19 protein-coding genes and 1 pseudogene are annotated in these 25,962 nt (G+C 51.9%); 2 read left to right on the top strand and 18 right to left on the bottom strand.

Features of this window, described 5'->3' with window-relative positions:
- Nucleotide 1: 1 nt before the first annotated feature.
- The 15 genes and pseudogenes from B1728_RS03325 to B1728_RS03255 all read right to left on the bottom strand — a co-directional run.
- Nucleotides 2–1,642, bottom strand: coding sequence for an extracellular solute-binding protein (locus B1728_RS03325; protein WP_079908728.1), 1,641 nt, complete (start codon nt 1,640–1,642; stop codon nt 2–4).
- 79 nt (nt 1,643–1,721) lie between these two features.
- A complete protein-coding gene (locus B1728_RS03320; RefSeq protein ID WP_079908727.1) occupies nt 1,722–2,597 on the bottom strand; it encodes a carbohydrate ABC transporter permease in 876 nt (291 codons plus the stop codon).
- An 18-nt stretch (nt 2,598–2,615) separates the two neighbouring features.
- A complete protein-coding gene (locus tag B1728_RS03315) occupies nt 2,616–3,566 on the bottom strand; it encodes an ABC transporter permease (protein ID WP_079908726.1) in 951 nt (316 codons plus the stop codon).
- A 105-nt stretch (nt 3,567–3,671) separates the two neighbouring features.
- On the bottom strand, nt 3,672–7,055 hold the full coding sequence (locus B1728_RS03310) for a fibronectin type III domain-containing protein (protein ID WP_256865208.1): 3,384 nt from the start codon (nt 7,053–7,055) through the stop codon (nt 3,672–3,674).
- 111 nt (nt 7,056–7,166) lie between these two features.
- Entirely contained in the window at nt 7,167–9,392 is a 2,226-nt protein-coding gene (locus tag B1728_RS03305) for a helix-turn-helix domain-containing protein (RefSeq protein ID WP_079908725.1), read from the bottom strand.
- Nucleotides 9,393–9,462: 70 nt separating this feature from the next.
- Nucleotides 9,463–11,019: a DUF3502 domain-containing protein gene (locus B1728_RS03300; RefSeq protein ID WP_079908724.1), complete on the bottom strand. Its 1,557-nt coding sequence runs from the start codon at nt 11,017–11,019 to the stop codon at nt 9,463–9,465.
- Between the two features lie 29 nt (nt 11,020–11,048).
- Complete coding sequence (locus B1728_RS03295) at nt 11,049–11,978, bottom strand: carbohydrate ABC transporter permease (RefSeq protein ID WP_079908723.1); 930 nt, start codon at nt 11,976–11,978, stop codon at nt 11,049–11,051.
- Between the two features lie 8 nt (nt 11,979–11,986).
- A complete protein-coding gene (locus tag B1728_RS03290) occupies nt 11,987–12,898 on the bottom strand; it encodes an ABC transporter permease (protein ID WP_079908722.1) in 912 nt (303 codons plus the stop codon).
- A 305-nt stretch (nt 12,899–13,203) separates the two neighbouring features.
- Nucleotides 13,204–13,971: a DeoR/GlpR family DNA-binding transcription regulator gene (locus B1728_RS03285; protein WP_079908721.1), complete on the bottom strand. Its 768-nt coding sequence runs from the start codon at nt 13,969–13,971 to the stop codon at nt 13,204–13,206.
- A gap of 21 nt (nt 13,972–13,992) precedes the next feature.
- The gene (locus tag B1728_RS03280; RefSeq protein ID WP_079908720.1) at nt 13,993–15,042 is read right to left on the bottom strand and encodes an aldose 1-epimerase family protein; all 1,050 of its coding nucleotides are present in this window, start codon (nt 15,040–15,042) and stop codon (nt 13,993–13,995) included.
- The gene (locus B1728_RS03275) at nt 15,039–15,599 is read right to left on the bottom strand and encodes a D-lyxose/D-mannose family sugar isomerase (protein WP_079908719.1); all 561 of its coding nucleotides are present in this window, start codon (nt 15,597–15,599) and stop codon (nt 15,039–15,041) included. Before B1728_RS03275 ends, B1728_RS03280 begins: the two co-directional genes overlap by 4 nt.
- Nucleotides 15,600–15,602: 3 nt before the next feature.
- Nucleotides 15,603–16,829, bottom strand: a complete 1,227-nt coding sequence (locus B1728_RS03270) for a carbohydrate kinase family protein (RefSeq protein ID WP_256865207.1) — start codon at nt 16,827–16,829, stop codon at nt 15,603–15,605.
- A 2-nt stretch (nt 16,830–16,831) separates the two neighbouring features.
- The gene (locus B1728_RS03265) at nt 16,832–17,989 is read right to left on the bottom strand and encodes a Gfo/Idh/MocA family protein (protein ID WP_079908718.1); all 1,158 of its coding nucleotides are present in this window, start codon (nt 17,987–17,989) and stop codon (nt 16,832–16,834) included.
- A 16-nt stretch (nt 17,990–18,005) separates the two neighbouring features.
- Complete coding sequence (locus B1728_RS03260) at nt 18,006–18,851, bottom strand: class I fructose-bisphosphate aldolase (RefSeq protein ID WP_256865206.1); 846 nt, start codon at nt 18,849–18,851, stop codon at nt 18,006–18,008.
- A gap of 209 nt (nt 18,852–19,060) precedes the next feature.
- Nucleotides 19,061–19,210, bottom strand: a pseudogene (locus tag B1728_RS03255) (transposase); the annotation flags it as partial.
- Between the two features lie 110 nt (nt 19,211–19,320).
- On the opposite strand from B1728_RS03255, the gene B1728_RS03250 reads away from it, so the two are divergent.
- Both B1728_RS03250 and B1728_RS03245 read left to right on the top strand, forming a co-directional pair.
- Entirely contained in the window at nt 19,321–21,156 is a 1,836-nt protein-coding gene (locus B1728_RS03250; protein ID WP_079908716.1) for an HSP90 family protein, read from the top strand.
- The gene (locus B1728_RS03245; RefSeq protein WP_079908715.1) at nt 21,153–22,211 is read left to right on the top strand and encodes a hypothetical protein; all 1,059 of its coding nucleotides are present in this window, start codon (nt 21,153–21,155) and stop codon (nt 22,209–22,211) included. Before B1728_RS03250 ends, B1728_RS03245 begins: the two co-directional genes overlap by 4 nt.
- Before the next feature lie 70 nt (nt 22,212–22,281).
- On the opposite strand, the gene B1728_RS03240 is transcribed toward B1728_RS03245, so the two are convergent.
- From B1728_RS03240 to B1728_RS03225, 3 genes are all read right to left on the bottom strand, one after another.
- Entirely contained in the window at nt 22,282–23,457 is a 1,176-nt protein-coding gene (locus B1728_RS03240) for a DUF4272 domain-containing protein (protein WP_079908714.1), read from the bottom strand.
- 263 nt (nt 23,458–23,720) lie between these two features.
- Nucleotides 23,721–25,640, bottom strand: coding sequence for a PAS domain S-box protein (locus B1728_RS03230; protein WP_079908713.1), 1,920 nt, complete (start codon nt 25,638–25,640; stop codon nt 23,721–23,723).
- A gap of 189 nt (nt 25,641–25,829) precedes the next feature.
- Nucleotides 25,830–25,958, bottom strand: a complete 129-nt coding sequence (locus B1728_RS03225) for a hypothetical protein (RefSeq protein ID WP_483310962.1) — start codon at nt 25,956–25,958, stop codon at nt 25,830–25,832.
- Nucleotides 25,959–25,962: the final 4 nt, after the last annotated feature.

Raw genomic sequence — 25,962 nt, 5'->3', positions numbered from 1 at the left:
ATCACCCCTTGCCTGATTTCTTCTTCAGCGACTCCTCCAGCTCTTTCAAAATTTGTGCGCCTCCCTGCGCCTTCCACTTCTCCGTGAACTCGTCGAATTTCTTGATGTCACCGCCCATAATGATCTGTGTGAAGACGGAGTCGCGCATTGTATTCAACTCCACCAGCTTGGCGATTTTGGTCGGGGAATCCAGATAATTGGAAGCATCGGTAATCTGGTACGGATTATGGATTGCTATATCAAGTGCCTGTGCATTTCGCACCGGGAGCGATTCAAGGTATCGCGGCCACCCTTGCAGCCCGGGAGCGAACAGATAGCCCTGCGTCCCGCGGAAATTCCCGTTCTTGTCCAGCTGTGTCTTGGGGTCGATCAGATCGGTGGCCAGCTTCATCTTGCCGTTCTCGATCTTGTAGTCTTCTCCTTCGATGCCCCAAACGGTCAGCATCTGGTTGTCGAGAGACAACGATTGCTCGATAATGCCCAGCACTTTTTTGGGATCCTTGGTTTTCGCGCTGATGGCGTGCATCTGGGAGAAAGGCGCTCCCATTGGAGCCACCGCCTTGCCGTCCGGACCCGTAAGCGAACCGGTCAGGGTCAAATATTTGAACGGCTGATCGGCTTGATTCGGGAGATTCCCGTCTGCGGCCAGCTTGCCTCTTTTCTTAAGCTCGCTTGTCTCGATCTGGGTGTCGTAATCGCTTGCCGTAGACCACCAGCCCATCCAGGAGAACAGCTTGCCGCTATACAGCTTCGCCCGCAGCTGCTCCTCCTTGATGGTGGCGAACTCCTTATCGATCAGACCTTCCGCATACATTTTTTGCAAATATTGAAGGGCTTGCTTCATTCTCGGATCGATGTCATAGTTGCTGAACTTGCCGTCTTTCTCCGTAAAATAACCCGGCGTCACTCCGAACGCGCCGAAGATGTGGTCGAAGGAATTGTTGGCGTACTTGGGCTGCCCGATTTGAGCTGTATACCCACCGAGCGGGATAACCTCCGGCTTTTCCGCTTTGATCTTTTTCAGCAGATTGTAATATTCGTCAAGCGTCTTCGGCACCGCGCTTCCCGCCGCTTCAAGATAGTCCTTGCGAAGGACCAAATTCCACCGGTACCCGGCACCAGGCCCTCCTTGATAAGGAATCCCGTACATTTTGCCGTTGACCTTTGCCTGTTCGAAAACGTCCTTCGGTACCTCCTTCAGAATGTTCGGAGTATCCTTCTCGTTAATCAGATTGGTCAGATCGACGAAGGCTCCCTGCAGGGCATACTTCTGGAAATCGTCAGCAAAATCGATTCTTGCTACATCGGGAATGTCACCGCTGGACATTTTCAGATTCAGCTTCGTCTTGTACTGCTGAACATCAACCAGCTCGGGCACAATCTTCACACCGAGCTTTTGCTCGATCGCCTGCTTGACTACATCTTTTGAAGGGTCGTAAGGCTTAGAAATGTCTTGAGCCCGGAGCCATTTAAGCTCATAGGGGGGTTCCGCCTTCGCCTGAGGCGATCCTGAATCCCCTGTGGGCGCAGGCGGAGTGCTTCCTACCCCATTCTCCTTGCTGCAACCCGCAACAGTTACGGTCCCGGCCAGTACGGCGGTCAGTATGCCGAGCGGCCATCTTTTCTTTGAACTCGCCATCATTCATAAACCTCCTTATTTTCCTTCCAATCAGTTGTCTATTTCTCCCCGGCTGCAATCCTATTTACGGCGGACGATCCCACTATCCTTTCACTGATCCGACCAGCATGCCCTGCTCGAAATATTTTTGCACGAACGGGTAAATGATCAGCATTGGCAGCGCTACAATGACAATGGCAGCCATCTGGATGCCTATCGTGGGCGGTGGCGTCGAGCCTGCCGCTTCCAGCAGCTCCGGCGGGAGGCTGGAGCTGGCGACGATCGTGCGAAGAACAAGCTGCACAGGCGCTTTGTGCCAATCGGTCACATACAGCATGGCGTTGAAGAAATCGTTCCAGTACACCACCAAATACAGCAAACCGATGGTAGCTATCACCGGCATGGACAGCGGCAGCACAATCTGCCACAGCATTCTGAGCTCCGAGGCTCCGTCGATCGAGGCGGATTCCTTCAAGCTGTCCGGGATACCCTCGAAGAACGACTTCATAATGATCATGTTAAATGCGCTGTAAGCCATAACCAGGATGAGCACATAGCCGGTGTTGAGCAGCCCGAGCTGCTTGATCGTGATATAGGTGGGAATCATCCCGCCTTTGAACAGCATCGTAAAGAGAAAGTACAGCAGGATGATCCGCCTGCCTGGCAGCTTTTTCTCTGCCAGCGCGTAAGCGGCCGTTGTGGTCAGGAACAGAGCCAGTAGGACACCCGCCGCCGTGTTGCGGATCGTGGTGCCGTAGGCGGTATAGATCAGGGAGCCTTTCTGCAGTAAATATTCGTAGTACTGCAAGCTGAAGGAGGTCGGAAACAGGATGAATCCGTTTTTCTCGCTGAACAGGTGATACGGTGTCACCGAGATGGTTATGACGTACCAGAAAGGAATGACGATTAGTACGGTTAAGGCGGTGAGTACGGTATAGTTGACGGTAACAAAGGCGGTCTCGCCTCTCGTGAGCTTCATCGTTTCTCTTCTCCTTCGCTAGAAAATGCCGGAATCGTTGATGCGCCTGGCGATATGATTGGCGATCAGCACCAGTGCGAGCCCGATGACACCTTTGATGACGTCGGCTGCAGCGGCGAGGCTGAGGCTGAACTGCTCGATGCCTACCCGGTATATGTAGGTATCCAGAATATCGCCAACTTCAAACACCATCGGATTGTACAGGTTGATCACCTGATCCAGCCCGGCGCTCATGATGTATCCGACTCTAAGGATGAAGATAACGACGATCGTTCCTGTGATGCCCGGCAAAGTGACGTGAAGGATCCGCTGAAGCCGCGTCGCTCCGTCCATCACCGCCGCCTCGTATACCTCCGGGTTCAGCCCGGCGATGGCGGCCATATAGATGATGGCTGCCCAGCCCATCTCCTTCATCGCGTCGGTCACGACCAGTATCGTCCGGAAGTAGGCGGGCTCGACGAGCAGATAAGCGGGCGTTCCGCCGAACAGCTCGACGATTTTGTTGACGACGCCAGTCTCTGGCGAAAGCAGCAGTGTAATGATCCCGCCGTATACGACCCAGGAAACAAATCTTGGCAGGTAGACGGCGGTTTGAAGCGTCTTCTTGAACCAGACGGCGCGAATTTCGTTCAAGGCAAGCGCCAGAACGATCGGGCACAGGAAGCCGCTGATCATTTTGTACAAGCTGATCAGCAGCGTGTTCTTGAACGCATTGCGGAACATCTCGGATTCGAACAGCATCCGGAAATATTTGAGCCCCGCCCACTCGCTTCCGGAGAAGCCCTGAATGACGTTGTAATCCATAAACGCGATGCTGATCCCGTACAGGGGGAGATAATCGAACAGGAACACCCAAATAAAAGCAGGCATCAGCAGCAGGTATAGCAGCTTGTATTTCCATAACCTTCCAAGTCGACTCCGGGGAGTCGTCTTCTTTTCAACAGCGGTTCCGGCGGTCACCAGCTCCATCTTCATGTCCTCCTGCAAGAAAGTGCTTACAAAGGATAGTGTATCGGAAAGCGGATGACCGGAAAACCGGAGTGAAGAACCATTATACCGGGGAAAAGTCCGATTTTACTGCTTCCTATTCCCCTGCTGCGCCGCCGGAGCAACCGAGCGGGTGATCGTCCAATCGGCGAAATTGTAGGTCAACGACTCGCCTCCCTGAGATGCAGTGAACGTAACGGCGTTTTGCCCCTGCTGCAGCCAAGGTGTGTCGAACAGTTTGAAGGCGGAATAATCGACGGGCGTATTGTTGATTTTATGTGTATTGTTGTATGCGTCCGCAGCGGAATCAAACGTAATGTCCATCCAATCCCCACTTAAGCTTTTATAAATCAGACGCGGGTTGGCCTCGTTGATATGCGTGCTGTCGACTGTCGTATTCGCAAGAACCGCGTTCTTGAAGGCAGCAAAGTCCTTATACTCGGAAGCGTCTGCGGTTTCAAGCACCCATCCATTCGTATCGGCCTGACTGCGAAGGATATGGTAGCTGTAGAGCAATTGTTTGGTAGGATGAAGCTGGGCCGTCGTCTTGACCTTGTTCGCCGGATCGGTTGGCGTCTGTTCATACCATGAATACGGCTTAATCATCTTAAAAGCGAAATACATCGGTCCGGCATCGCATAATACCCATCCCGCCTGCTCTTCTCTCGCAATAATCGAACCGGTGTCCGGGAACATGGCGTTAATAAAATTGGAACTCGGAGTATTTAGCAGTTTGTACACGCCCACCGCCGCTTTACCGTCCTGCATAATCCGATGGTTGGCCGGCTGGTCATAATTGCCAATGGGTGCATCCCCCTGATCGACGGACAGACGGAAGAGTGGATTCGGCTTGGGAGAATGCCAGCGCAGCACCACGGGGATATCTTCAATCCAGTTGTCGACGCGGTCATACGTTACCTCGGTAGACAAGCCCCAAGTCGGCCGGACATAGGCCTGACGGTACGTGCGAAGATTGCGGCCGCTCGAATTTTGCAGATTGGCTTTGCGGGACACGTAGCTTTTATCAGCGGTTTGGCCGATTCGGACAGCCATTTCTGGCGGTGCATAGCTCATACCTCGGTACAGTACCAGGCCCAAATATTCGAGATACGGGCGGTACGTTACAGGCGCCATCCCTTCCGATTCGCCGATTCTCTCCTGCGCCCGGTAGGAGCCGAAATACATCCAAGACAGAGCGGTATGGTCCGCTCCCCTCCATGTCGGATCGCTTGCCGAAACCGAGTCTCCCTTGGCCCGGTTGGATGTAGAGATGAACGTTCCATTGATCCAGTCGTTCGCCCACTCGAACCACATGATGTCCATGGCCATTTTAACCTTCTGCTTGAAATCTGGTTCATCCGAATACTGGTACAAGGCGTTCAAGCACAAATAGGTCATGAACGTATATTCCGGACTTTCATATTCGGCCCATCCGTAGCGAACTCCCGAATCGAGCATCTCCTCGAGATTAGCCCGGTTCTCAGCTTTCAGCACAGCCCCGGACTTGCCGTTCAAATCCTTCAAATCGGGCAAATACTGCCCTACCAAATAACCTGCTGTGTAATTGCTCATTCGGAGATTTTCGGTTTGGGGGAGCTTTGCATAGGCATATTGCGAGAAATACCACCGGACATGATCCGTCATCGCGCTGCTGAACCGGTCGCCGACCAGCAAATAGGCATACATTTTGGCGACCGTTTTGTACTGCTCCCAGTCGTACGTTTGGAACATAGCGTCGAGCTTTTGAAGATTAGCGGTGACATTCTGCCCGTCGAGAATTTGCGCGACGTACTGTGTAATATTGAGCTGTCCACCCAGCTCTGACATCGATTTCGTCTTGCCCCACAGCCATTGTCTTCGGCTGTCTAAAGTGCCGGGAAAAGGTGCATTCGTGCTGTCCGAAGGCGGAATGGGACCGACGCTCACATTATCGAATTCCGCCGCCGCCAGCCGGTTGTTGTTATGACTTGTTACCGCCAGACCGAAATAAACCGTTTCCGGCAGATTCATCGCCTCTTTCTTAACGAACGTCCAGTTCGTGCCATCGGCCGAATCGTACGCGCTGATCACATTATTCTGCCGCACCAGCTTCACCCAGTAAGGCGCGGATGCTTTGGTTCCTGCCGTCTGGCTGGAGTCCGCTCCTGGCTGCAGCCGTTCCTGGAAGAAGACCCCTCCCGCAGGCGTCACCTCCATCATTGTGTAAGGGGACTGCTTCGTTATATCGCCTCGGATCATAACCCCTGCCTTGGTCCATTGGGCTGTATTCTCGACGCTGTAGACGCGCGCCACCACCTGCCCGTCGCCCGTCCATGGCCGGTATACATAGTGGAACGCATCCTCCGTTCCCCAGATATCCGTTCCGGAGCCCTGAACCTTGAAGGTGCCGGTATCCCGGTTATAAACGGCACGGCCCACCGTGCCCACACTGCCGATATCCGTATCTCCGAATGGCTCCGGCATCCCGCTGATCGAGGGCAATGTAGTGACGATGGCTTCATTGCTCAGCCCCGATACGTTCCCTGCTCCGTCCCTCGCTTTGACGGTAAACCGGTAAGCCGTATTTGGCATCAATCCGGGTACAAGATCGCTCGTTGTGAAACCGCTTACTGTTTTCAGTAGCTTGCCATCTCGATACATATCGTATCCTGTTACTCCGACATTATCCGTCGAAGCCGTCCAGCTCAGGCTAACGCTCGTATCTGTTTTCCCCGTGACCGTCAAATTCGACGGTGCCGCAGGCGGTACAGTATCCTGATTTTGCCCGCTTGCCACCTCGTAGACCGCCAAATCGTCGACGATGTAGGCATCATCCGTACCGCCGGTGTCGACGCGGACGGAGAAGGCCAGCTTGATGCTCGTAATCGTTTTCTGCCCGCCGTTCGGAACGATCTTGAAACGATAGCTCGGAATGTCACTGTCGTTAATCGTTCCCATCGCATTCGGATCGCTGTTCAGATAAGCCGCTGTACCGGAAATGCTCGGATAACCGGCCGGAAAGCGGGGAATCAACACGTTGTCGTACGGCGCGAACTGCAGCTGGGCATAGATGTCCTTGGCCACTGGCTTGTCGCTGGCGGCGCTGCGCTTCAGCTTGTATTCCAGGATGAATTCCACCGGAGCGCTTCCCGTCGGCATACCGTAAATCGCATTAATCCTGTCCTTTAGCTTGCCGTTGTTCAATTGATAATAGAAATAACTTGCGGCATTGGTGCCGAGCGAAGCGTCACGAAACTCAAGCGCATTGTTACCGTTCCATTGCACGATTCTTTGCGAACCGCCGCTGCTGCTGTTATCCAGCGTAAAAGGACTTACTCCGCCGTCGAAATGGGTGTCCATATCCTGCTCCAGCCAGTTGATCATGACCGGCTGGCCGCTCTCCGACGCATGCGTGATAGGAATGCTGCTAATGGCCATTAGCCATACAAGCACAAAACTTAGCAATTTTCTGGTTTTTCGCGTCAACATCATTCATCCACCTCCAAAGTTCAAAGCATTCGGTTCGGTACACCGCAATTGACCGGCTTTTTGGTTGCTTGCTATTTCACCCCCTTTCACGCCGCTGCCTGCTGCGGCTTGCCGTTATTCGCTCTTTTGCTCTCGATATTGGTTCGGTGTTAAGCCCGTATACTTTTTGAATGAAGTAAAAAACGTCGTTTTCGATTGAAACCCGGATCGTTCCGCAATGTGAAGCACTGGCCAATCTGTGGAAACAAGCAATTGCTTGGCCTGCTCCAGCCGTTCCTGGTGTATGAAATCGGAAAGTGTAATCAAGTAGGTCTCTTTGAATACCAATCGGACGTAGCTGACGGAAAGCATCAAATAATCCGCAATCCCCTCCAAAGAAAGCATCGGATCCTGAAGATGCTGTTTGACATAATCAAAAATTTCCGCAGCCAATTCTTCCTTCCGGTTTGAATTGGAATGCTTGATGGCAATGCTGTCAATAATACCGGCAAGCTGCTGGCAGATCCATTCCTTCACATCGGCTAAGGTGTCGAATCTTCGTAATAAGTCCACCCCGCCCAGCTCCTGATCGAGCATCACTTTATTGAAAGCTTTGAAAATATAGAAAAACAGCAGCTTCAGCTGAAACTGGCATTCCGCATAGGACAAATGGTGAAGCTCGGCGAAGATCGCGTCCAATAGCTCTTGAACCTGATCCTTCCGGGATTTGCGAACGGCCTGGATCAGCTCCTGAACCAGCTTCTCGTCGAGCCCCGACTGCGGCTTCGGCCAGTAATCCGGCATATCTTCTTCTACATACACGCTGTCCTTCTCGTTGAAAAATCCCAGCAAAGTCAGGTCGTAAATACGGTCATACAGGCTGCGCATATTGCCCTCCTTGGGCGTTCTGCCGCTAATTGCTGCGGTAACCCGAATTTGCAGCCAGCGGCCGATCTCTTCCCGCGCTTCATTCAGTGCCTGGAGCGGAGTCCTCTCCTGCTTTCCACCGCCGATAAACACGACCAAATGATCGCTGCCCACGTCCACATTCTCGATAGCAAAGCCGTGCCTCCCCATCACTTCACTTGTAATATTGCCCATTGCATACAGAAGAAGCTTCCTCGAAGCGTAGGAATAGCGGTCCGAGAAAGACTTGAACCGGTTAATACGCAGAACGGCCAAATATAGTTCAGGAAAGAGCAGCAGCTTCATGCTTTTATTTTCCAGGAAGGATTCATGGTAGGTCCCCTGCAGCAGCCATTGCCGCAAAAATTCGTTCTTGACCACTTCCTGATGGTTTCTTATGATGTGGTTCATCTCTTCTACGGTTTTGACCATATGGTCTAGACCCGATTTGATGATGGCGAATTCCGTATTTCGGCTGGGTTCGGGGACGGACACGGCCGTGGCAACCGTCTGCCTGATCTGGCTCGCCAATTGACTGAACGGCAGGAAATGGCGTCGTGAATTCCAGTAGGTAAGCCCGGAAAGCAGCAGCAGCAGGAAAAGGCACATCCCCAGTATTTCCATTTGGATTCGGTCGATTTTGCCGCTGATGTCTTTCAGTCGGACGGTGGAATACAGCGTCCAGTCCTCTAATTTAAAGGCATGGGAATGGATTAGAAAGACATTGCCTTCAACTACGAATTGATGGTTAGCCGAGTTTTGACGCAGCATCTGCTTCTCGCGGAACGCGCCGGAGCTGCCAAGAATGACGTTCTGCTCGCTGTCGGTAATGACGATGCCAGTGGCGGGATCGTTCAGATTTTGCAGCAAATAGGTTTCGAGCAGGCTTTTGTTCAATAAAATGACCAGATATCCTTGGCTTGCGATTTGGGAGCGGTTCGCAGGCACGATCAAGGCCAGAAAGGACTCGTCTCCGAGCGTATGATCGAAAAATCTTAAAGTCATCGGAGGCTGGCTGCTAATGCGTGCCAGCATCTTCTGATCCGAAAATTCGGCAAACGTATGGATGCCTTCCTTGGAGTCGATTACCCGCTGCGTTTTGGTGTTCACCAGATAGGTCGTTCCAATATACGACTGCAGGCTCATGAATTTCGAAACCGATTTAAAGGACGAAGCCGCAGCCAAAGGATCGTTAAGATCGGACATCAGCCAGTTGAAGATGTCCGGATCCTGATACATGCTTAAGGCGTAAGAACGAAGATGATCCAGCTGGTACTCGAAGCCTTGGCTCAGACTGTCCGTCTTGATTTCCATCAAATGGTTTATGTCGTCATAAGCTTGCTTGGCATATTGCTGCCTTAATAAATAGGAGAAGATGAGAATGATCACCGTAAACAAAATTCCCATATTCAAAACGTTACGAAGGTATGTTTTTTCAGGCCGTAATCGCAGCATTCTTATTCCCCTTCATTTCTTTTTTCCTATTCATTAAAGCACAAATTCTCGTATTTGATGAAGCGTCCCGCTATTTTTTGCCAGCAAGAAATGCGTCGATCTGCTTTTGCTCTTCCAATTGAATTTTCTTGGCTAGCGGTGCAGCCTCCGCTTTGAATTTGGACCAGTAGGTTTCAGGATCTACCACGCCGTTGAACAAGGCTGAGTAGTATTTGGCTTCGATACTAACGTATTGCGAGATTTCATTGCTGACTGCTGCGTTGTTGAATGTAAATCCAGACAGCTTGTCGATCTTGAAGTTGCTTGCATCGGAGGTCCACTTGTTCAGCCTTTTCGTCTCCTCGTCCTGGCTCGCATCCTGCCTGTCGGTCGTTGGATTCCAAACCCATACGAACGGGAACCATTTGTAACCGTCGCCTTCGAATTTGTACTGGTCGTCCCCGACGGCTTCCCAGTTTTTATCCTTAATCCCGTACACCAGCAAATCATAATTTTCCTTCTGATTGGCCCATTCGAGGAATTGGATGGCACGCTCCTTATGCTTGCTGACGACGGGAACGGAAATGAAGTTGTATTGAAGGGAATTCGTCACCATGGCGCCTTTTTCCAAATTCATGAAAGTCACCGCTTCCAATTCCGCTTTGGGGTTAGCGTTTTTCAACGCTTTCTGCACGTCGTCCCTCACTCCGAAATCATTGCTGGCAATGATGGCCGCCTTGCCCTGCTTGAGCAGCTCGGCTTCGTCCTTGATCGCCAGAACATCCTGGCTGATGATCTTATCCTGATACAGCTTGCGGGCGTTTTGAATCCAGGACCAGACCATGGGCTCCATCTGATCGAATAGATTGTAAATTTTTCCGTCGTTATTTTTGGTATACAAGACGAGCGATTCCGAAAGCGCCGGGCTCGGGGCGATATTCTCCTTATTATCTGCCCAATAATGACGGAATGCGCCCTCCGACAATCCTTTCTTCACGTCCTGGCCGGCCGGAATGAACGGTGTGATGTTAGGAACTCCGTCTCTGACGGCATAGGCGAAGCGGATCAGCTCGTCATAGGTCTTGATCGGCGGGATATTCAACTGCTCACGCAAATCTTTTCGCACGTAGTAAACGCGGCCCTGCAGGAAGGAATTTCCGTTCGGGATACCCATAATTTTTCCGTCGAATTTGTTGGCGTCCCACATCTGCTGCGGACGGTTCTTTAAAATCGTCGGTCCGTACTGCCGGAGCAGATCGTCCAACGGCGCGTAGCTGCCTGCAGCGATTTGCTGTGTAAGATGCAGCCACGGTGCATCGAAGATCAAATCGATCTCTTCGCCGGACGAGAGGGTAACCTGCGTTTTTTGCGCCAGGTCGGCCCACGGTACGAAGACCACATCCAATTTGACGTTAACGGAGTTGGCCATTCGCTTCTCCGCCTCCTGGATGACCTCATCGAAATCCTTGGGGCGGTCGCCCGGGACCATGATTTTCAGTGTCACTGGCTCTTGCTTTTTCCCATCTCCCGTATTATCGGCTTTCTTGGCCGTGTCGGAAAGCTCCGCTCCGCTGTTCGTACATGCCATCAACAGAGCTGTAAGCAAAAGCATGGCTGCGGCTGCGCCGGTCGTTTTTTTCTTGTTCATGTGCAAATGACCTCCTATGTATCGTTGAATTAGCCTTTGACGGCCCCAATGGTAATGCCTTTTACGAAATACTTTTGCAGCAGCGGATAGAGGAAGACGATCGGTCCGATGGTAAGGCAGACAATCGCCAGCTGAATGGCATTTGTCGGCGCCGTCACCTGGTAGCTCGCCCCGCCCCCTACGTAAGCGGATACATTGAGATTGGAAAGTAACTGGCGAATCATTAACTGCAAGGGATGCAGCTTGTGATTGTCAATGAATAAGAGCGACAAATACCAGTCATTCCAATATTGAATCGCATAGAAGAGTGAGACTGTCGCAATGACCGGCGTGGATATCGGAATGATGATCGTATAAAACAGCCTCATCTCCCCCGCTCCGTCGATCGTCGCCGCCTCGTTGATTTCATATGGAAGCGATTTATAGAACGCAACGAGAATAAAGGCATAGAATGGATTTAACAAATAAGGAAGAATCAGTGCCCACAAGGAATCCTTCAAATGCAGCCAATTCGCCACCATGATGTAGAAGCCGACTAGCCCGCCGCCCAACACCATCGCCAGATACGTCAGAAAGGATAAAATATGGCGGTATTTCACCATCGGATGGGCAAGCACATAAGCGAACATCGACGTCATGAGGACGGCCAGTACCGTTCCGACGACGGTGACGATCAGTGAATTTTTGTAGCTGGAAATAAATTGCTCCCCTTGCAGCAAATATATATATGCATCGAGACTCCATTCACTCGGAAGAAGCTGATAGCCATGCTGCAAAAAGCTCGTCTCGGAAGCGAACGAATCCGCCAGCACGATCCAGAACGGAATGACGCACACCAGACTGAACAAAATAACGACGGCGTAGATGAGGACTACGAATAATTTCTCCCCCCAGGACTGGTCTTCCCGGATTCGGGTTCGAGCGCGTTTTCCAGGTAAAGCCACAGCGGTATGTTCCATAAGCCCTCCTAAAATAAGCTCGACTCGCGGTCGATTTTTTTAGCGATTTTGTTAAAGATCAAAATGGCCGCCAAGCCCATAACGGATTGATACAGAACGACGGCGGAAGACATGCCGAAGTTGCCCAGCTGGCGCAGCGCGCGGAACGAATACGTATCGATCACATCCGTGGTCGGATACAAAATGGAGTTGTCCCCGACGATGCCGTAGATCATCCCGAAATCGCCGAAGAAAATTCTTCCGACTCCGAGCAGCAGCAGGACAACAATTACAGAACGGATCGATGGAATCGTAATAAAAACGATTTGCTGGAACCGGGTCGCCCCGTCGATCCTTGCCGATTCGTAATATTCCGAAGAAATGCCGACGATCGCCGCCAAAAATATAATCGAGTAATAGCCCGCGAATTTCCAGACGTAGACCAAGGTTAAAATAAACGGCCACAGTTTGGCATTCTGGTACCAGTTGATCCCGCCAATCCCGATCTGCTTCAGTCCGTTGTTCAAAATACCGTCGGTGCTCATAAAGGCGAGCATCATCAGGCTGACGACCAGCCAGGAGATGAAATATGGAAGAAATATCAGTGATTGGCTGAGCTTCTTGACGATGACCGAGCGAATTTCATTGATCAGAATGGCGAGCACGATGGCAAAGCCGATCCCGAAGAGGAGGAATAACAGATTCAAGTACACCGTATTGAAGGTGACCCGCAGCCAATCGCTCCCTCCGAAAAAAAACTTAAAATTGTCCAGCCCTACCCAAGGGCTGCCCCATATTCCCTTCACAGGCTGAAAGCGTTCAAACGCTATGAGATGCCCGAACATCGGAATATACGAGAAGATGGCCAAAAAAATAATGCCCGGCAAGGCCAGTAAATAGAGCTGGCGTTTTTTTACAATTTCCTCGATAAACCCTGTCAAATGTAACGGCCCCTTTCTTCATGATGGTTTTCCCTTTCACCATAAAGAAATTTCGGCGGATTGGATAGTTCGAATACTGTTTTTCAGGTTCCGATTTTGCGATAAACCGGGGATTTACCGAGGAAAGTCAAATTTCAAACCGCATTTTAAGGCCCTACCTACCATAAGCGGCACTGCATCTGTGTAGTCGTCAGCGTTATTTGGGTGAGTTTAAATAATAGGTATAAAATAAGCGGGTAGTCCTGTCATCTGTGATGACATCAGGACGGCCCGCTTGAGCTTTCGGATTTATAATACACTTGACTTTAGGCGTCAGCCACTACCTCAACGGACGCTTCCAGCAAAGCGTCGCTCAGCTCCCGGTCAGGGAGGCTATCCGTTATCAGCCTGTTCACAGCATTCAAAGCCGCGAAGGAGAACAAGTCCTGCTTGCCGAACTTGGTATGGTCCATGACAATATTCACTTCAGCCGACTGTGCGATAGCGATACGCTTAATCTCTGTCTCGTACATATTGGAATTACTGAAGCCATGCTTGACAGCCATCCCCGTTGCTCCGATGAACGCCCGGTCGAACGCCATGGTCGACAGCGCGTTGGCTGCAACGGGGCCGATCAGAGTATCCGTCGCATCCAGCATCATGCCGCCGACGATAATAGTCGGAATCCGCTTCCCTCGAAGCTCGGCGGCGATATTCAGCGCGTTGGTAACGACGGTCATATTGCGGTCCGGCGCCAAGCATCGCGCCACCTGCAGAGTCGTCGAGCCTCCATCGAGAAAGATCGAATCTCCGGGCTGCACTAGCTCAGCCGCACGCCTGCCGATTCGCATCTTCTCCTCGATCAAGACGCCGATACGCTCCTGCAGCTCGATATCCTTGCCGAGCAGGATTGCCCCACCGAAGGTGCGCTTTATATGCCCCCACTGCTCCAGCTTTTCCATGTCCCTACGCAAGGTCATTTCGGTAACATCGAACATCTCCTTCAGCTCGGCGATTTTTACCTCGCCGGTCAGAGCCATCCGATCCAAAATTTGCTGTTGGCGTTGGTTTACTTGATTATGCGACTGTGACATGTGAACCCCCGTAACTTTTCTTCATGCTTCTATTATCCCAGTAACCTGTTCCACATTCAACCTGATTTCATACCGCACGATTTGGCCTGGCTCCAAATACACAAGTGTTCCTTGCTCCCGCTCCTTCCGTCTGCCCTCTACACGGCAATTGGCCGGCTCCAGGCCAAGCACATGCGTTCCGGCTCCTGGCATGTACCATTGTACAAGCAGCGGAAGCGTCTCAGCCGACCAGCAAAGCCTAACCCGAATCCTTCCGGCACCTTGCGCCAGCGGGAAGTTAGCGTTTTCAATACGGACTTCCGGTTGAGCCCCGCAGCTATGATAGTACACTTTTTCTTGAAAAGCGGGATCGGGTGACTGCCAACGGTCGTATCCGTCAATCAACACCGAGCTCTCCCTCGCCTGAACGGCTTCATTGCTGCCGATGTAAATCCGCGTATCTTCACATAATAAGGGAAAACCAAAATTAAAATGATACAAGAGCATATGAGGACAGCGAGAGAAGCCCATATTCCGCACCTCATCGCGGATGATGATTTCGTTTCTGCCGAGTTGACTGCGAATTTGCCTGGAGAGACGAAGCGTTCCGCCGAATATGGACGTTTCTTCTACTACGCCGGAAATCGTCATGTCCATTTCGTCTCCCTGCCACACGCTTGTTGCCGCAACCTGGCCTGCAGGGGTATGATGCGCCCGGCCGTGCAAGCCGAGCTGCTCCCCTTGATCCTCGCAAGCCGATCCGACTTGAGTCAAGCCGCAGGTCATCAGCAAGCCTCCTGACGCCGTGCGAAGCCATTCATTCTCCTGTGCGGCATAATAGCCGGGGTGGACGTCAGTGTTAGGGGACTGCCAGCTGATAGGCGTTCCGCCGAATTCTGCTAAGGAAATATCCAATCCCTTGGTTGGGGTTACATAATAACATAGCCCCGCGCCGGTGCGAACCTGAATCTGCTCAACACCCGACTCCTTCCCTTCCGTGCTGAGGAATCGCCGAATGCCGGCTATTTGCTCAACTCTGCCTACACGCGCCTCCAACTCGCGACGAGACCAATCTTTTCCGTACAGCCTCATGTCCGATCCTGCCCGTCCTCTTCGATAACCGGCAGCCTTGCGATACGAGGATCGGTGAACTGATCGTACTCATCCCGGCTGGTGCTGGAAAATTCGGATACGACGGCCCCTTCCTCGCCCGCTTGAAACCAATGCTTGACTCCAGGTGCGATCGTATACTGCTCTCCCGGATTCAGCTCCACTTCATGGAAAACGGTGTAATATGCCTCACTGCCCGGCGGAAGCGCGGCCTGAATGTCGGAAGCGGCCTCGCCCTCGACATAGAGCAATACTTTTCCTAACCGGCAGCGAAACGTTTCCATTTTGCCGGGTTCATGGTCTATCGGCGGATGCAGATGCTCGGGGCATGTTTGCATCGGGAACAGGACCAGCTCCTTGGCGCAGTAACGATCCGAATTTACATAGGTAATTAATTGCAAACCCTGAACTTCAAGGTCTCCTAGCCCGAAATCCGCGACTTCGATATGCTCGGCTTCCGGCTCTGCAATCACAATGCCGCCGGATTTCAGAATGGCCGCCGCCCTTTCTTGAGCCCGTTGGTATTCGCTTCTTTTCATCGTTCATTCCTGCCCTTCAACATAGAATTGATGGTGCGGGCCGACCCATAATCCAGGCTCCAGCAGGCTCCATCCAGTTAGATCTAGCTTCATCCCGTGCTTGGCCCATCCCCGGCCGATTCGCTCCCAGACCTCTTGCCAGCTCGGAATCCCGCTTGTCGCATCCGCCCGCTCTACATTGAACGCACCGGCCCCGACTGCGGCATGAAGCGACTCTTTCAGTGACAAGCCCCTTAATAACCCTGTCAGGAAACCCGCTATCGTGCAATCGCCGGCACCCGTCGTCCCCACAGCATCCACCTCGTAGCAGGCCGTCAGCATCTCACACCCGAGCCAATGCTCCGCGATCGCTTGTTCAGGCGCACACGGCCCCATGGCTCTCAGACGGTCTGCATCGGATGTCGTTCGCACGTACAATCCGTGCTCTCCCAGCTTAATCGCAGCGATAGCTGTTCCCATCTGCAATAACTGCTCCGACATTTCACTCAAAAGCCCTCCGTCAGCGGCGTAAGACAGCAGATTACCTTCAGGAGCCTCCCCCAGCAGGCGCTCGAAGCTCTCTCGCTGCAGCATATACAGAATCTCTTCGAAGCTAGGCATGAAAATATCAACATATGGCAGCGCATGGGTAAGGACAGCGGTCCAATCGACCTTTCCTGCTGCGGAATCAGGGTCGGGCCTCGCCATATCGAGAGATACGGTAAGGTCGTGATCCTTTGCTTTCTTTAACAGTAAGGCCAGCTCTTCTCCTTGATTTTCATACATTTTGCGCATGAGAGGGGGATATCCAAAATGAAACAGCCTCGCACCTTGCAGGTGTGCAGGAGTCAAATCCGCAGCCGAATAACTATCGTTCGCTCCCGTCGAATGCAGAAAGGTGCGGTCTCTATGCGGGGGGCTGATGACGATGGAATACGAGCTGTGCTCATGAGGTGCGATGATCATGCCGTCAGCCAATGCCGGGCTATGCTGGCGTAATATCGTCAGTATTGTCTCACCGAACGGATCGGTTCCGATCTTGCCCATCAATTTCACTTTGCCGCCGAGCCGGTGAAGTGCAAGACCTGTGTTGGAGACGGCGCCTCCGGTAGAGAGGATTGCCGGTCCGATATTGACAAGCTTGCCCGGAGCAAGGAAAGCGCTCGTTCCCGCATGCGTCTCCTCCATTGCCGGGATGATATCCAGACAAATGTGTCCGGCAACAATCACATCCATCTCATCGGGTTTCAATATCAATTCCTCCAGTCAATTGGAATCGTTTGTCCGGTCCGGTTCGACTCCAATGCCGCCGTGAAGATTTTGTGGCTGCCGGCTGCTTCTTCCGGCGTCGCGCAGTGGAAGGGGAGCCTTGCGTCCTTCCCGTGCGCTAACTCATCACAGAAGGCCGCCCACATTTGGAGGATCGAATCCGAGAAGCCAAACTCGAAGATGCCTCCGGTAATGGTGCCGTAGGCCGATTGATAGGGCGCATCCTCCACATGCCATGCCTGAACGCCTCCCGGCGTATACGGCAAATAGGTGATCTGCTTTGGATGCTTGGTCGTAAATTCCGCGGAACATTCCGTTCCCGCGATCCGGATAAACCAGGTGTTAGCATGCCCGGGGGCGATGCGTTTGGTCGATAGAACCATCGGAAACCGCTGGTCTTCCAGCTCGACGTCGCAGGCAAGAATCGCGTTGTCCCAAGTTTCGCAAGGAACTGGGCTCCCCGAAGCATCCGGCCGCTGCCGTATAATGTTGGCCAGCAGCGCTCGAACGGACTTCGGCTTCCAGCCGAAACGCATCGGCAGATGCAGGACATGCATGCCCAAGTCCCCCATACATCCATATTCGCCGTTCGAAGCGATTTGCCTTTTCCAATTCATCGGTTTTCCCGGGTCCAGATCGCTGGAATGCCAGAAGCCCGCCTCCACCTCCATAATTGTACCGAACTTCTTCTCCTTCACCCACTGAACGATTCGCTGAGCCCCCGGAAAAAACGGAAATTCCGAAGAGCAGCGTACGATAACATCGGGATGCTTCAGGACAGCTTCCTGAATGAGGCGGTTCGCGTCCTGATCGATTCCGAACGGCTTCTCGCCTAGCAAATGCTTGCCAGATTCTATAATATCGACATAGATTTGTGCGTGCAGATGATGCGGCACGGCGCAGTATACGGCGTCAACGGAGGGGTCGGCCAGCAGCTCCTTATAATCCGTATACACGGCCTCCACACTTGGCACATGCTCCTTGAACCATTGCGTCGCTGAGATGTTGGCGTCGCAAACAGCGGTAATTTGGGGTTCGAAATCGATATTGGCCAAATGACACCAGCGGGCCGCTGCGCTGGCAAATTCTTTGCCCATTAATCCGCAGCCAATGACGCCGAAACGTATGATCGTTTTTGACATAACCTATCTTCTCTCCTTATTTTGCAGATTCCCCGGCGAGCAGAGCTAATGCTTGCGCTTCAGCAGCCCCGTGATGAACAATCGCCATCAAGGCCCGGGTCATGCCGGCCGGATTCGGGTGCTGAACGACATTACGGCCGTATACAATGCCGGAAGCGCCCTGCTTCATCAATTGCACGGTACGGCTGACGATTTCCTCATCCCCGGCCCGGCCGCCGCCCCGCACAAGAACGGGAATTCCGGAAGCGATCTCGATAACGCGATGATATTCTTCCACATGATCGCACGGATCCGCTTTGATCACATCTGCGCCCAGCTCCACCGCTTGCCGGACAAGCGGCAAAATCTTGTCGATATCACCGTCTACCATGTAGCCGCCCTTTGCTTCGTTAGGCAGCATGACCAGCGGTTCGACCATAAGCGGCATGCCGTATTTCTCGCACTCCGTCTTGAGCAAAGAGACGTTCTTGACGCATTGATGGTGAAGCTCCGGCTGGCCTGGAAGCAGCAGTAAATTCACGCAAACCGCCACCGCATCCATGCGCAGGGCGTGCTCTACGGCCTTGTCGATCAACTCGCTATACAAAAAGCGCGGAAGCGTATGACCGTAAATATTAGCCGCATCGGTACGCAAAACAAGTCCGGGCTTGCGTCCACCGGGAATCGATTGTAAATGGCGAGCCTGGCCAAGGCTTAATTGGATACAATCCGGGCCCGCTTCGACGACTGCCGTGATCGCCTGCTTCATATTCTCGATGCCGGACAAGAAGGAAGTCTCGTTGAAAAAGCCGTGATCCATAGCGACGTCAAAGCATTTTCCCTGGGCGCTGAACATCCGGTTTAATCTGGGTTTTGGTATCAATAGAGTTCATCCTTTCATAGCATTAGGTTAATTTATAACATTTGTGTTCGTTTACAACATAATATTATGTTATTTTATAACATATGTCTATAAAAAAATAAACCGCCCATAGGCGGTTTGGGACTGACCCACAGCATGAAACTAAACAAAACACCTTCAAGAGAAAGCTTCCATGTCGTCAAATGTGGAAGACAACTTTGGAGGTCTACTGCCGCTTTCTTTAGCAAATTATGGGCAAGCGAAAGCCACCCGACCTCTAAGCTTACTTTGGGTAAGCCTCGAAGCAGGAATCTTTTGAATCCCCGATTGTTCTTGATATCACCAAATACAGTCTCCGGTTCGATCATCCGCCTTACCGACTGGCAGTGCTTTCATCGAAACTGTGGGGCGGGAAGAAATCCGAAAAGTTGGAAATTAGTACACGATTGATTGTAGAATAGAAAGGAAAGCAAGAAAAGGAGTGTGTCCGATGAACGAACAAAATGAATATCGGTTTCAGGTCAATTTGAGCGGCATGATCAACATTTTATCCAACCATTTGTATAGCAGTCCGAAGGTATACTTGCGCGAGCTGCTGCAGAACGCAACGGACGCCATTACGGCAAGAAATACAATCGACCCGGCAAACGCGGGACAAGTGTCGGTGGACATTGCGGGCAGCGGGTCCAATCGGACGATGACCATCGAAGATAACGGCATCGGCTTAACCGAGGAGGATATCCACCGTTTCCTGGCCATGATCGGCCATTCCTCCAAGGTCGGGGAAGATTTCCTGGCGGCCGAAACGTCCTTTATCGGGCGTTTCGGCATCGGCCTGCTGTCCTGCTTTATGGTCAGTGATGAAATTATCGTCCTGACGCAATCGGCCGAGGGCGGGCCTTCGATGGAATGGCGCGGCAAGCCTGACGGCACGTATACGATCCGCAAGCTGGATACCCGTCTGTCCACGGGAACCCGCGTCTACTTGCGCAGCAAGCCGGGTTGCGAATCATATTTCGAGCCGGAGACGATCAAGGAACTGCTCTTCTATTACGGCGCTCTGCTGCCTTACCCCGTCACTCTCAGAGCGGACGGAATGCAGGAGATTATCAACAGCTCCCGCCCTGCCTGGATCGAAGAGCCTGAATTGGCTCGTGGCAGCCGCCACGAGGTACTGGCTTTCGGACAGCGGCTGCTCGGGGAACGATTCCAGGACTTCATTCCGCTGCGCACTTCAAACGGCCGGACCGGCGGCATAGCCTTCATCCTGCCGCATACCGTCAACTTGAACGCACGGCGGGCGCACAGAGTCTATTTAAAGCAAATGCTTGTATCGGATCAAGCGGACAACATTTTGCCGGAATGGGCTTTCTTCGTCAAATGTCTCGTTTGGACCGACGAGCTGCAGCCGACCGCCTCGCGCGAGCATTTCTATGAGGATGAACGACTGCAGGAAGTCAGAAACGAGCTGGGGCAGGCCATTCGGGATGAGCTGATGCGGATGGGAGAGTATGAGCCGGACCGGCTGCAGCACGTGATCGGACTTCATGTGCTATCCATGAAAGCGCTGGCGGCCGAAGACGCGGATTTTCTCTCGGTTATTTATCGCTGGCTGGCCTTCGAAAGCACCTATGGCGAGCGTACGCTGGGAGAGCTGCTCAATGAGCGAAGAAAGCTTTACTATACCCTCTCTGTGGATGAATATCGGCAGATTGCCCATGTAGCGGCGGCGCAATCGCAGCTTGTCCTGAACGGGGGCTATATCTACAATGCAGAGCTGCTGGAGGGGCTGGCCTACCTGAAACCGGAACTGGAGCTGGAACGCCTTGTTCCGGAAGATGTATCTTTGGCCTTCGCCGATCTTACCCTTGAGGAAAAAAGCCGTTATTACGAAGCGATCCGTCTGGCGGATGCGGCGCTGCAAAGCTTTAAATGCCAGGTGCAGCTGAAACGGTTCAAGCCGTCCGAGCTACCCGCGCTCTATACGTTATCAAAAGAATCGTCGGCTCTCCGCTCCATCGAGAATGCCCGGGAATCGAGCCCCGATTTGCTGGCCTCTGTGCTGGGTAATTTGAGTGCGGGACTGAACGAATCCGCCTATTCCACCCTCTACTTTAATCTGGACAATCCGATGATAGCGCGCGTATTCGCGTCTGCTCATCCACAGATGCTTCCGGCCGCGGTAGAAGTGCTGTACACAAACGCCTTGATGATGGGACATTATCCGATGACCCGGCGGGAATTGAATACGATGAATCAAGGCATCGTCCGCTTTATCGAATGGGGACTTGCCGCCACGTCCAAGAATGGGGGGACTTCCGAATGAATCAGGATTTGCAGGCTTTGCTTCAGGAGGCAGGATCGCTTCCGGACGGCGCGGCAAAACTCGAGGTACTGGAGGCGGCGGTGCGCATCGCCGATGCCGAAGGACTGCTGGAGCTGGCTTACGATATAAGGAGCGATATCGTCCGAACGTCTATTTTTAACGGATTTCCGCTGAAAGCCGTCGTTGCGTTCTCGTGGCAGCTGGGACAGTACGACCGGCATCCCGAATTATTCGACAGCTACGATCTGTTATGGTCGTACAAATGGATTCTCGGGGAAATCTCCCACTTCCCGGATATTCCGCTGCAGCAGATCGAAGCGCTGGCCGAGGATTTGGGCAAACGATACCAGGAGCACGGGTATGGCCCCCGCACGTATTGGTATTACCGCTTCCGGCTGGCCATGGATCTGGGCCGTTTGCAAGAAGCCGGGACATTCATGGAACGCTTTCAAACATTGCGAAGAGACGACATGAGCGACTGCATCGCCTGCGAGCAAAATCAAATTGTGCAGTACTACGCCGAAGCCGGGGACGACGAGAAGGCGCTGGAAGCGGCTAAGCCTATCTTGTCCGGCTCGATGCGCTGCGCCGAGGTGCCTCATATTACGATCTCCCATCTTCTGCTTCCGCTGTATCGCGCGCGGTCCGTGGAGGAAGCGGCTAAGGCGCATACCCGCGGCTACAGGCTGGTCAAAGGAAAGCGGGATTTTGTCGGGGCCCTTGCGAGGCATATCGAGTATTTGGCGGTAGCCAATCAGAAGAAAGGGATCGAATTGTTCGAACAGCATATCGCCTTGACGCTGCAGCATGAGGATCCATACCAGACGATGCTGTTCCACCTGTATTCGTCAAAGCTGCTGCGAAGGATCGCCGCGGAGGATCCGGTTTACCGGCCCAGGCTGCCGGCATCATTCGTATCGGCGAACGGGGATATGTCCTTGGAAGAGTTGGCCCAGCATTTGGGCGGGCTTGCGATCTCCGCAGCACAGAAGTACGACCAGCGCAACGGCAATACAGTTTATTCCGAACTGGCCTCGGCCGCATTGCGCGATTAAGCCGTTCGAAATCGAAAACGGACCGCCCGGTTATCTTCCGAGCGGTCCTTGCGCATGTTCTTATCGCTATTTATGTATCCATCGGGATATGATCCCATTCCTCGTCGTCGCAGCCGACCATCCAGAACAATCCTCTGCGCCTCTCCATCACGACGCTCTCGTTCATGCCTGCAGGGGCTTCCTGTCCCTGGATGCGGCTGTTTACGCACGCCCATTGCAGGCGATAGATTTTGTCCGCCTCATCCAAAATTTCCTCCCGGCTGCGCATAGCCGTCTGCCGGTAAAATTCCTCGAACGAGCCGCAGCGGGAGACGACCTCAATCGCATAGTTGCAATCGCAAATCCGGTCGGGGAACTCCAGCGTCTCCACCAGCTGCAGCGCCCAGATCAGCGGCCAGTACGCTTCGTACTGCCATGCGATATTGACGGCCTCTTGCGGCGCCGGTTCTTCCGCTTCCAGCAGCCGGCGTTCGCTTGGGGTCAGCTCGTCCTCTACGCCGAATGTCCGCAGCGTATTCATAACAAAATCCTTAGACTCGGCGAGGTCGCCGCCTTGTGCGATGTCGCAAGCGTACTGGATCACGATCAGCAGAGCAACCGCTCTCCTGGCGATCTCTTCCTGCGACTTCCATCGGCATTCGGCTGCGGACGGCAGCTGAGGCAAAGCTTCCAGATACGGGACACCGTGCTCCCGGATATAATCGATGGAGGCTCTTTTTCTTCGCTCGCCCTCATCGGATACAGCCTCCGGCCCGAGCACTTTCACGGTGCAGGCCCGGGGCCGGAAATCGGCCGGACCCGACGTTCCGTCAGGATACACAATGACTTGACCGTCGTAATCAAGAAGCGTTCCATCCTGCAAAAAGCCGATCCCTTCGACCTTGGACAGCAGCGCCATGCATAGCTGCAGCTGCTTCTCGTTCAGCTCCTTCTCCGCTTCGAGCGCGATTATCGTATTCAATACTGAGATTTGCGTTAAGACCAGTCCCTTCCGATGGTCGTCGGCAAAAGGAATGCGGTCGTAAAACCCCATCATCCCGGGAATATTCGTTTCGAAGTAAGCGGGATTCGTGCGTTCATTCGACACCCGGATAATCGTCTTCCGCTTGTTGAACAGCGAGCCTGTCTCGACAGTATAATCATTTCTATTTTTCTCGATGGTATGGTCTTTCGCATACAGGTCCGTAATGATATCTTCGATATCGTCCGTATCGTTTCTGGATGCAAATATAGTAAAATATTTCAATGCCATGCCTCCTCTGGGAATACTATTACTAGATTACTTGACCCCAAAAGCGGCTGTCAAATTCTAGCATGACCGGCAGACGCTTGCAGTTCCATATCCATAATCACATCCGCTCTTCCGCCCGAATCCGCGCCCCCGCAACTCGGGTGTAACGCTCATTTGGGAGAGCTCGAACACGCCAGCCCCAGTCGGCACGAGAGCAACGCATCCGAATAGGGGACTTATCTTAACCTAAGTATCTATCCCATACTAAAAAACACACCCTAAGGTGTGTTCTCCATAAACTTCTCTATAATTGCAGCTACCGCATTCATACTAATCGGTTTACTCACATATTCATCCATTCCCTGGGATAAATATCTTTCGCGATCGCCTTTTATGGCATGAGCCGTTACCGCTACAATGAATGGAGTTTTCCCACCCGTCATATTGGCTTTAATCTGCCGGGTGGCTTCCAATCCGTCCATTCCCGGCATTTGCACATCCATAAAAATAATATCATAAGGGAAGCGTTGAACCGCTTCAACCGCATCAAGGCCATTTTCCACGATAGCAGGCCGATATCCCAGCTTCTCAACCATCTTCTTCAACACGATCTGATTCACGGCATTATCCTCAGCTATCAGAATATGAAGAGTATTGTCCGTCGTACTTATAGGATCAAGAGCATATTCTAAGGAATTTGTCTCCGAATGGGGTTCAAGCTGAAATTGGGTCGTGAAGACAAACCGCGATCCGGATGGTTCAGCCGAGGCTTCATAGGTGATTTCCCCGCCCATAAGCTGAACCAGCTTTTTACAAATAGCTAAGCCTAAGCCTGTCCCCTCTGTCTTACGGGTCATGAAATTATCGACTTGGTAAAATGGTTCAAATAAGTATGCGGCCTTGTCCTTAGGAATACCAATCCCCGTGTCCTGAACAGAAAACTGAAGACAAACATGATCCCGTTCGAGGGACAGACACTCCACCGAAACGGATATCGTGCCTTCCGCTGTAAATTTCACAGCATTACTAAGCAAATTAATAAGCACTTGCCTTAATTTCGTGTCGTCGCCACCTACAATATTAGGAACATTAGGACAAACCGAGGTAGAAATCACCAAGCTCTTTTCCAATGCTCTTGGCATAATAATATTGATAGTTTCCGAGACAATGACTCGAACATTGAACGGTTCCATAGCGACCTCAGAAACCCCTGACTCGATTTTGGAAAAATCCAGAATATCGTTAATGATCGTGAGAAGTGTGTTCCCGCTTTTTTTTATAATTTGCACATACTCCTGCTGCTCCGAATCCAATTGGGTCTCCAACAGTAAATCCGTCATGCCGATAACCCCATTCATAGGGGTCCGGATCTCATGACTCATCATGGCCAAAAACTCGCTCTTGGCCTTGTTCGTTTTCTCAGCAGCCTCTTTTTCTATAAGCAGCCGCTTTTGCTCCGTCATATCCTTGGCAATGAGATAAAATCCGAAGTTCTTACTATGTATAAAAATGGGAGCCAAAGTGGCCAGCACTTCAACCGTATGTCCATCTTTGTGATAAATATAATTAATATTTTTTTCTACAGACGAATAATCCTGAGCTGAGGAAAAAATATCAGCCAAAATTTTAGGTCCCAGGATTTTGGAGATACTCTCTCCGATTAGCTTTTCTATTTTATAGCCGGTTAATTGCTCCGCCATTTGATTACCGTTAATAATATTACCATCCAGTCCAAAAGATATGATAGCGTCATGATTGTATTTTTTTAATGAAGTATAGCGTTCTATGCTTTCCTGCAGCTTTTGCTCGGCAAGCTTATTCCTCGTATTGTCAATGATCTGGAAAATGAAATATTGCGGACTTCCATCATTCTCATCGCGAACCAGAGAAACGTGCAAGGAAGCCCAAATCATTTCGCCGTTTTTCTGTACGAAACGTTCGTCCGCTTGGCAGGATTCTCTCCCGTTATCTAGCAATTCACTTATTAGAACCTCCGTCTGGCTTTCGGCTGCTTCAAAGAGCAGGTCTCTCATAGTAAGTTCCCTCAGCTCTTCTACCGAATAACCGAATATTCTGCACATGGTGGGATTTACATTGACCCACTTTCTGTCTAATGAGACAAAAGCGATGCCTATGGGAGCAATGCGATATACTTGTTCAAAAAGAACCTGGTGGTCGATTTCCGTTAATTGCTGCATAGTCCGCCCTTCTTTCCTTTCTCATATCTCATATAATAAAGAACATATGATTCAACCTTTATTACCCCAAGACGATAGATTTGAAACAAGGTCACATGCTAAAAATAAATTACCAGCTTGATCGCATCCGGTCTGATAATAAATAAGGACGCAGGTTGCTCCCGCGTCCCAATCTTTCGTCAAATAAAGTTAGCGATCTTCACCATGATTTTCGGCAGCATGATCGTTATCGTCAACATTTGCTCCGACACTTTCTCCTGCCTTGTTACCTACAGCAGCGCCAACAATGCCGCCAACAATAGTGCCTACAGGACCCAATGCA

Source organism: Paenibacillus sp. 32352 (assembly GCF_002042965.1).
GTDB lineage: Bacteria > Bacillota > Bacilli > Paenibacillales > NBRC-103111 > Paenibacillus_S > Paenibacillus_S vulneris.
Note: the sequence above shows the minus strand (reverse complement) of the source record. Positions and strands in the feature narration are given on the sequence as shown.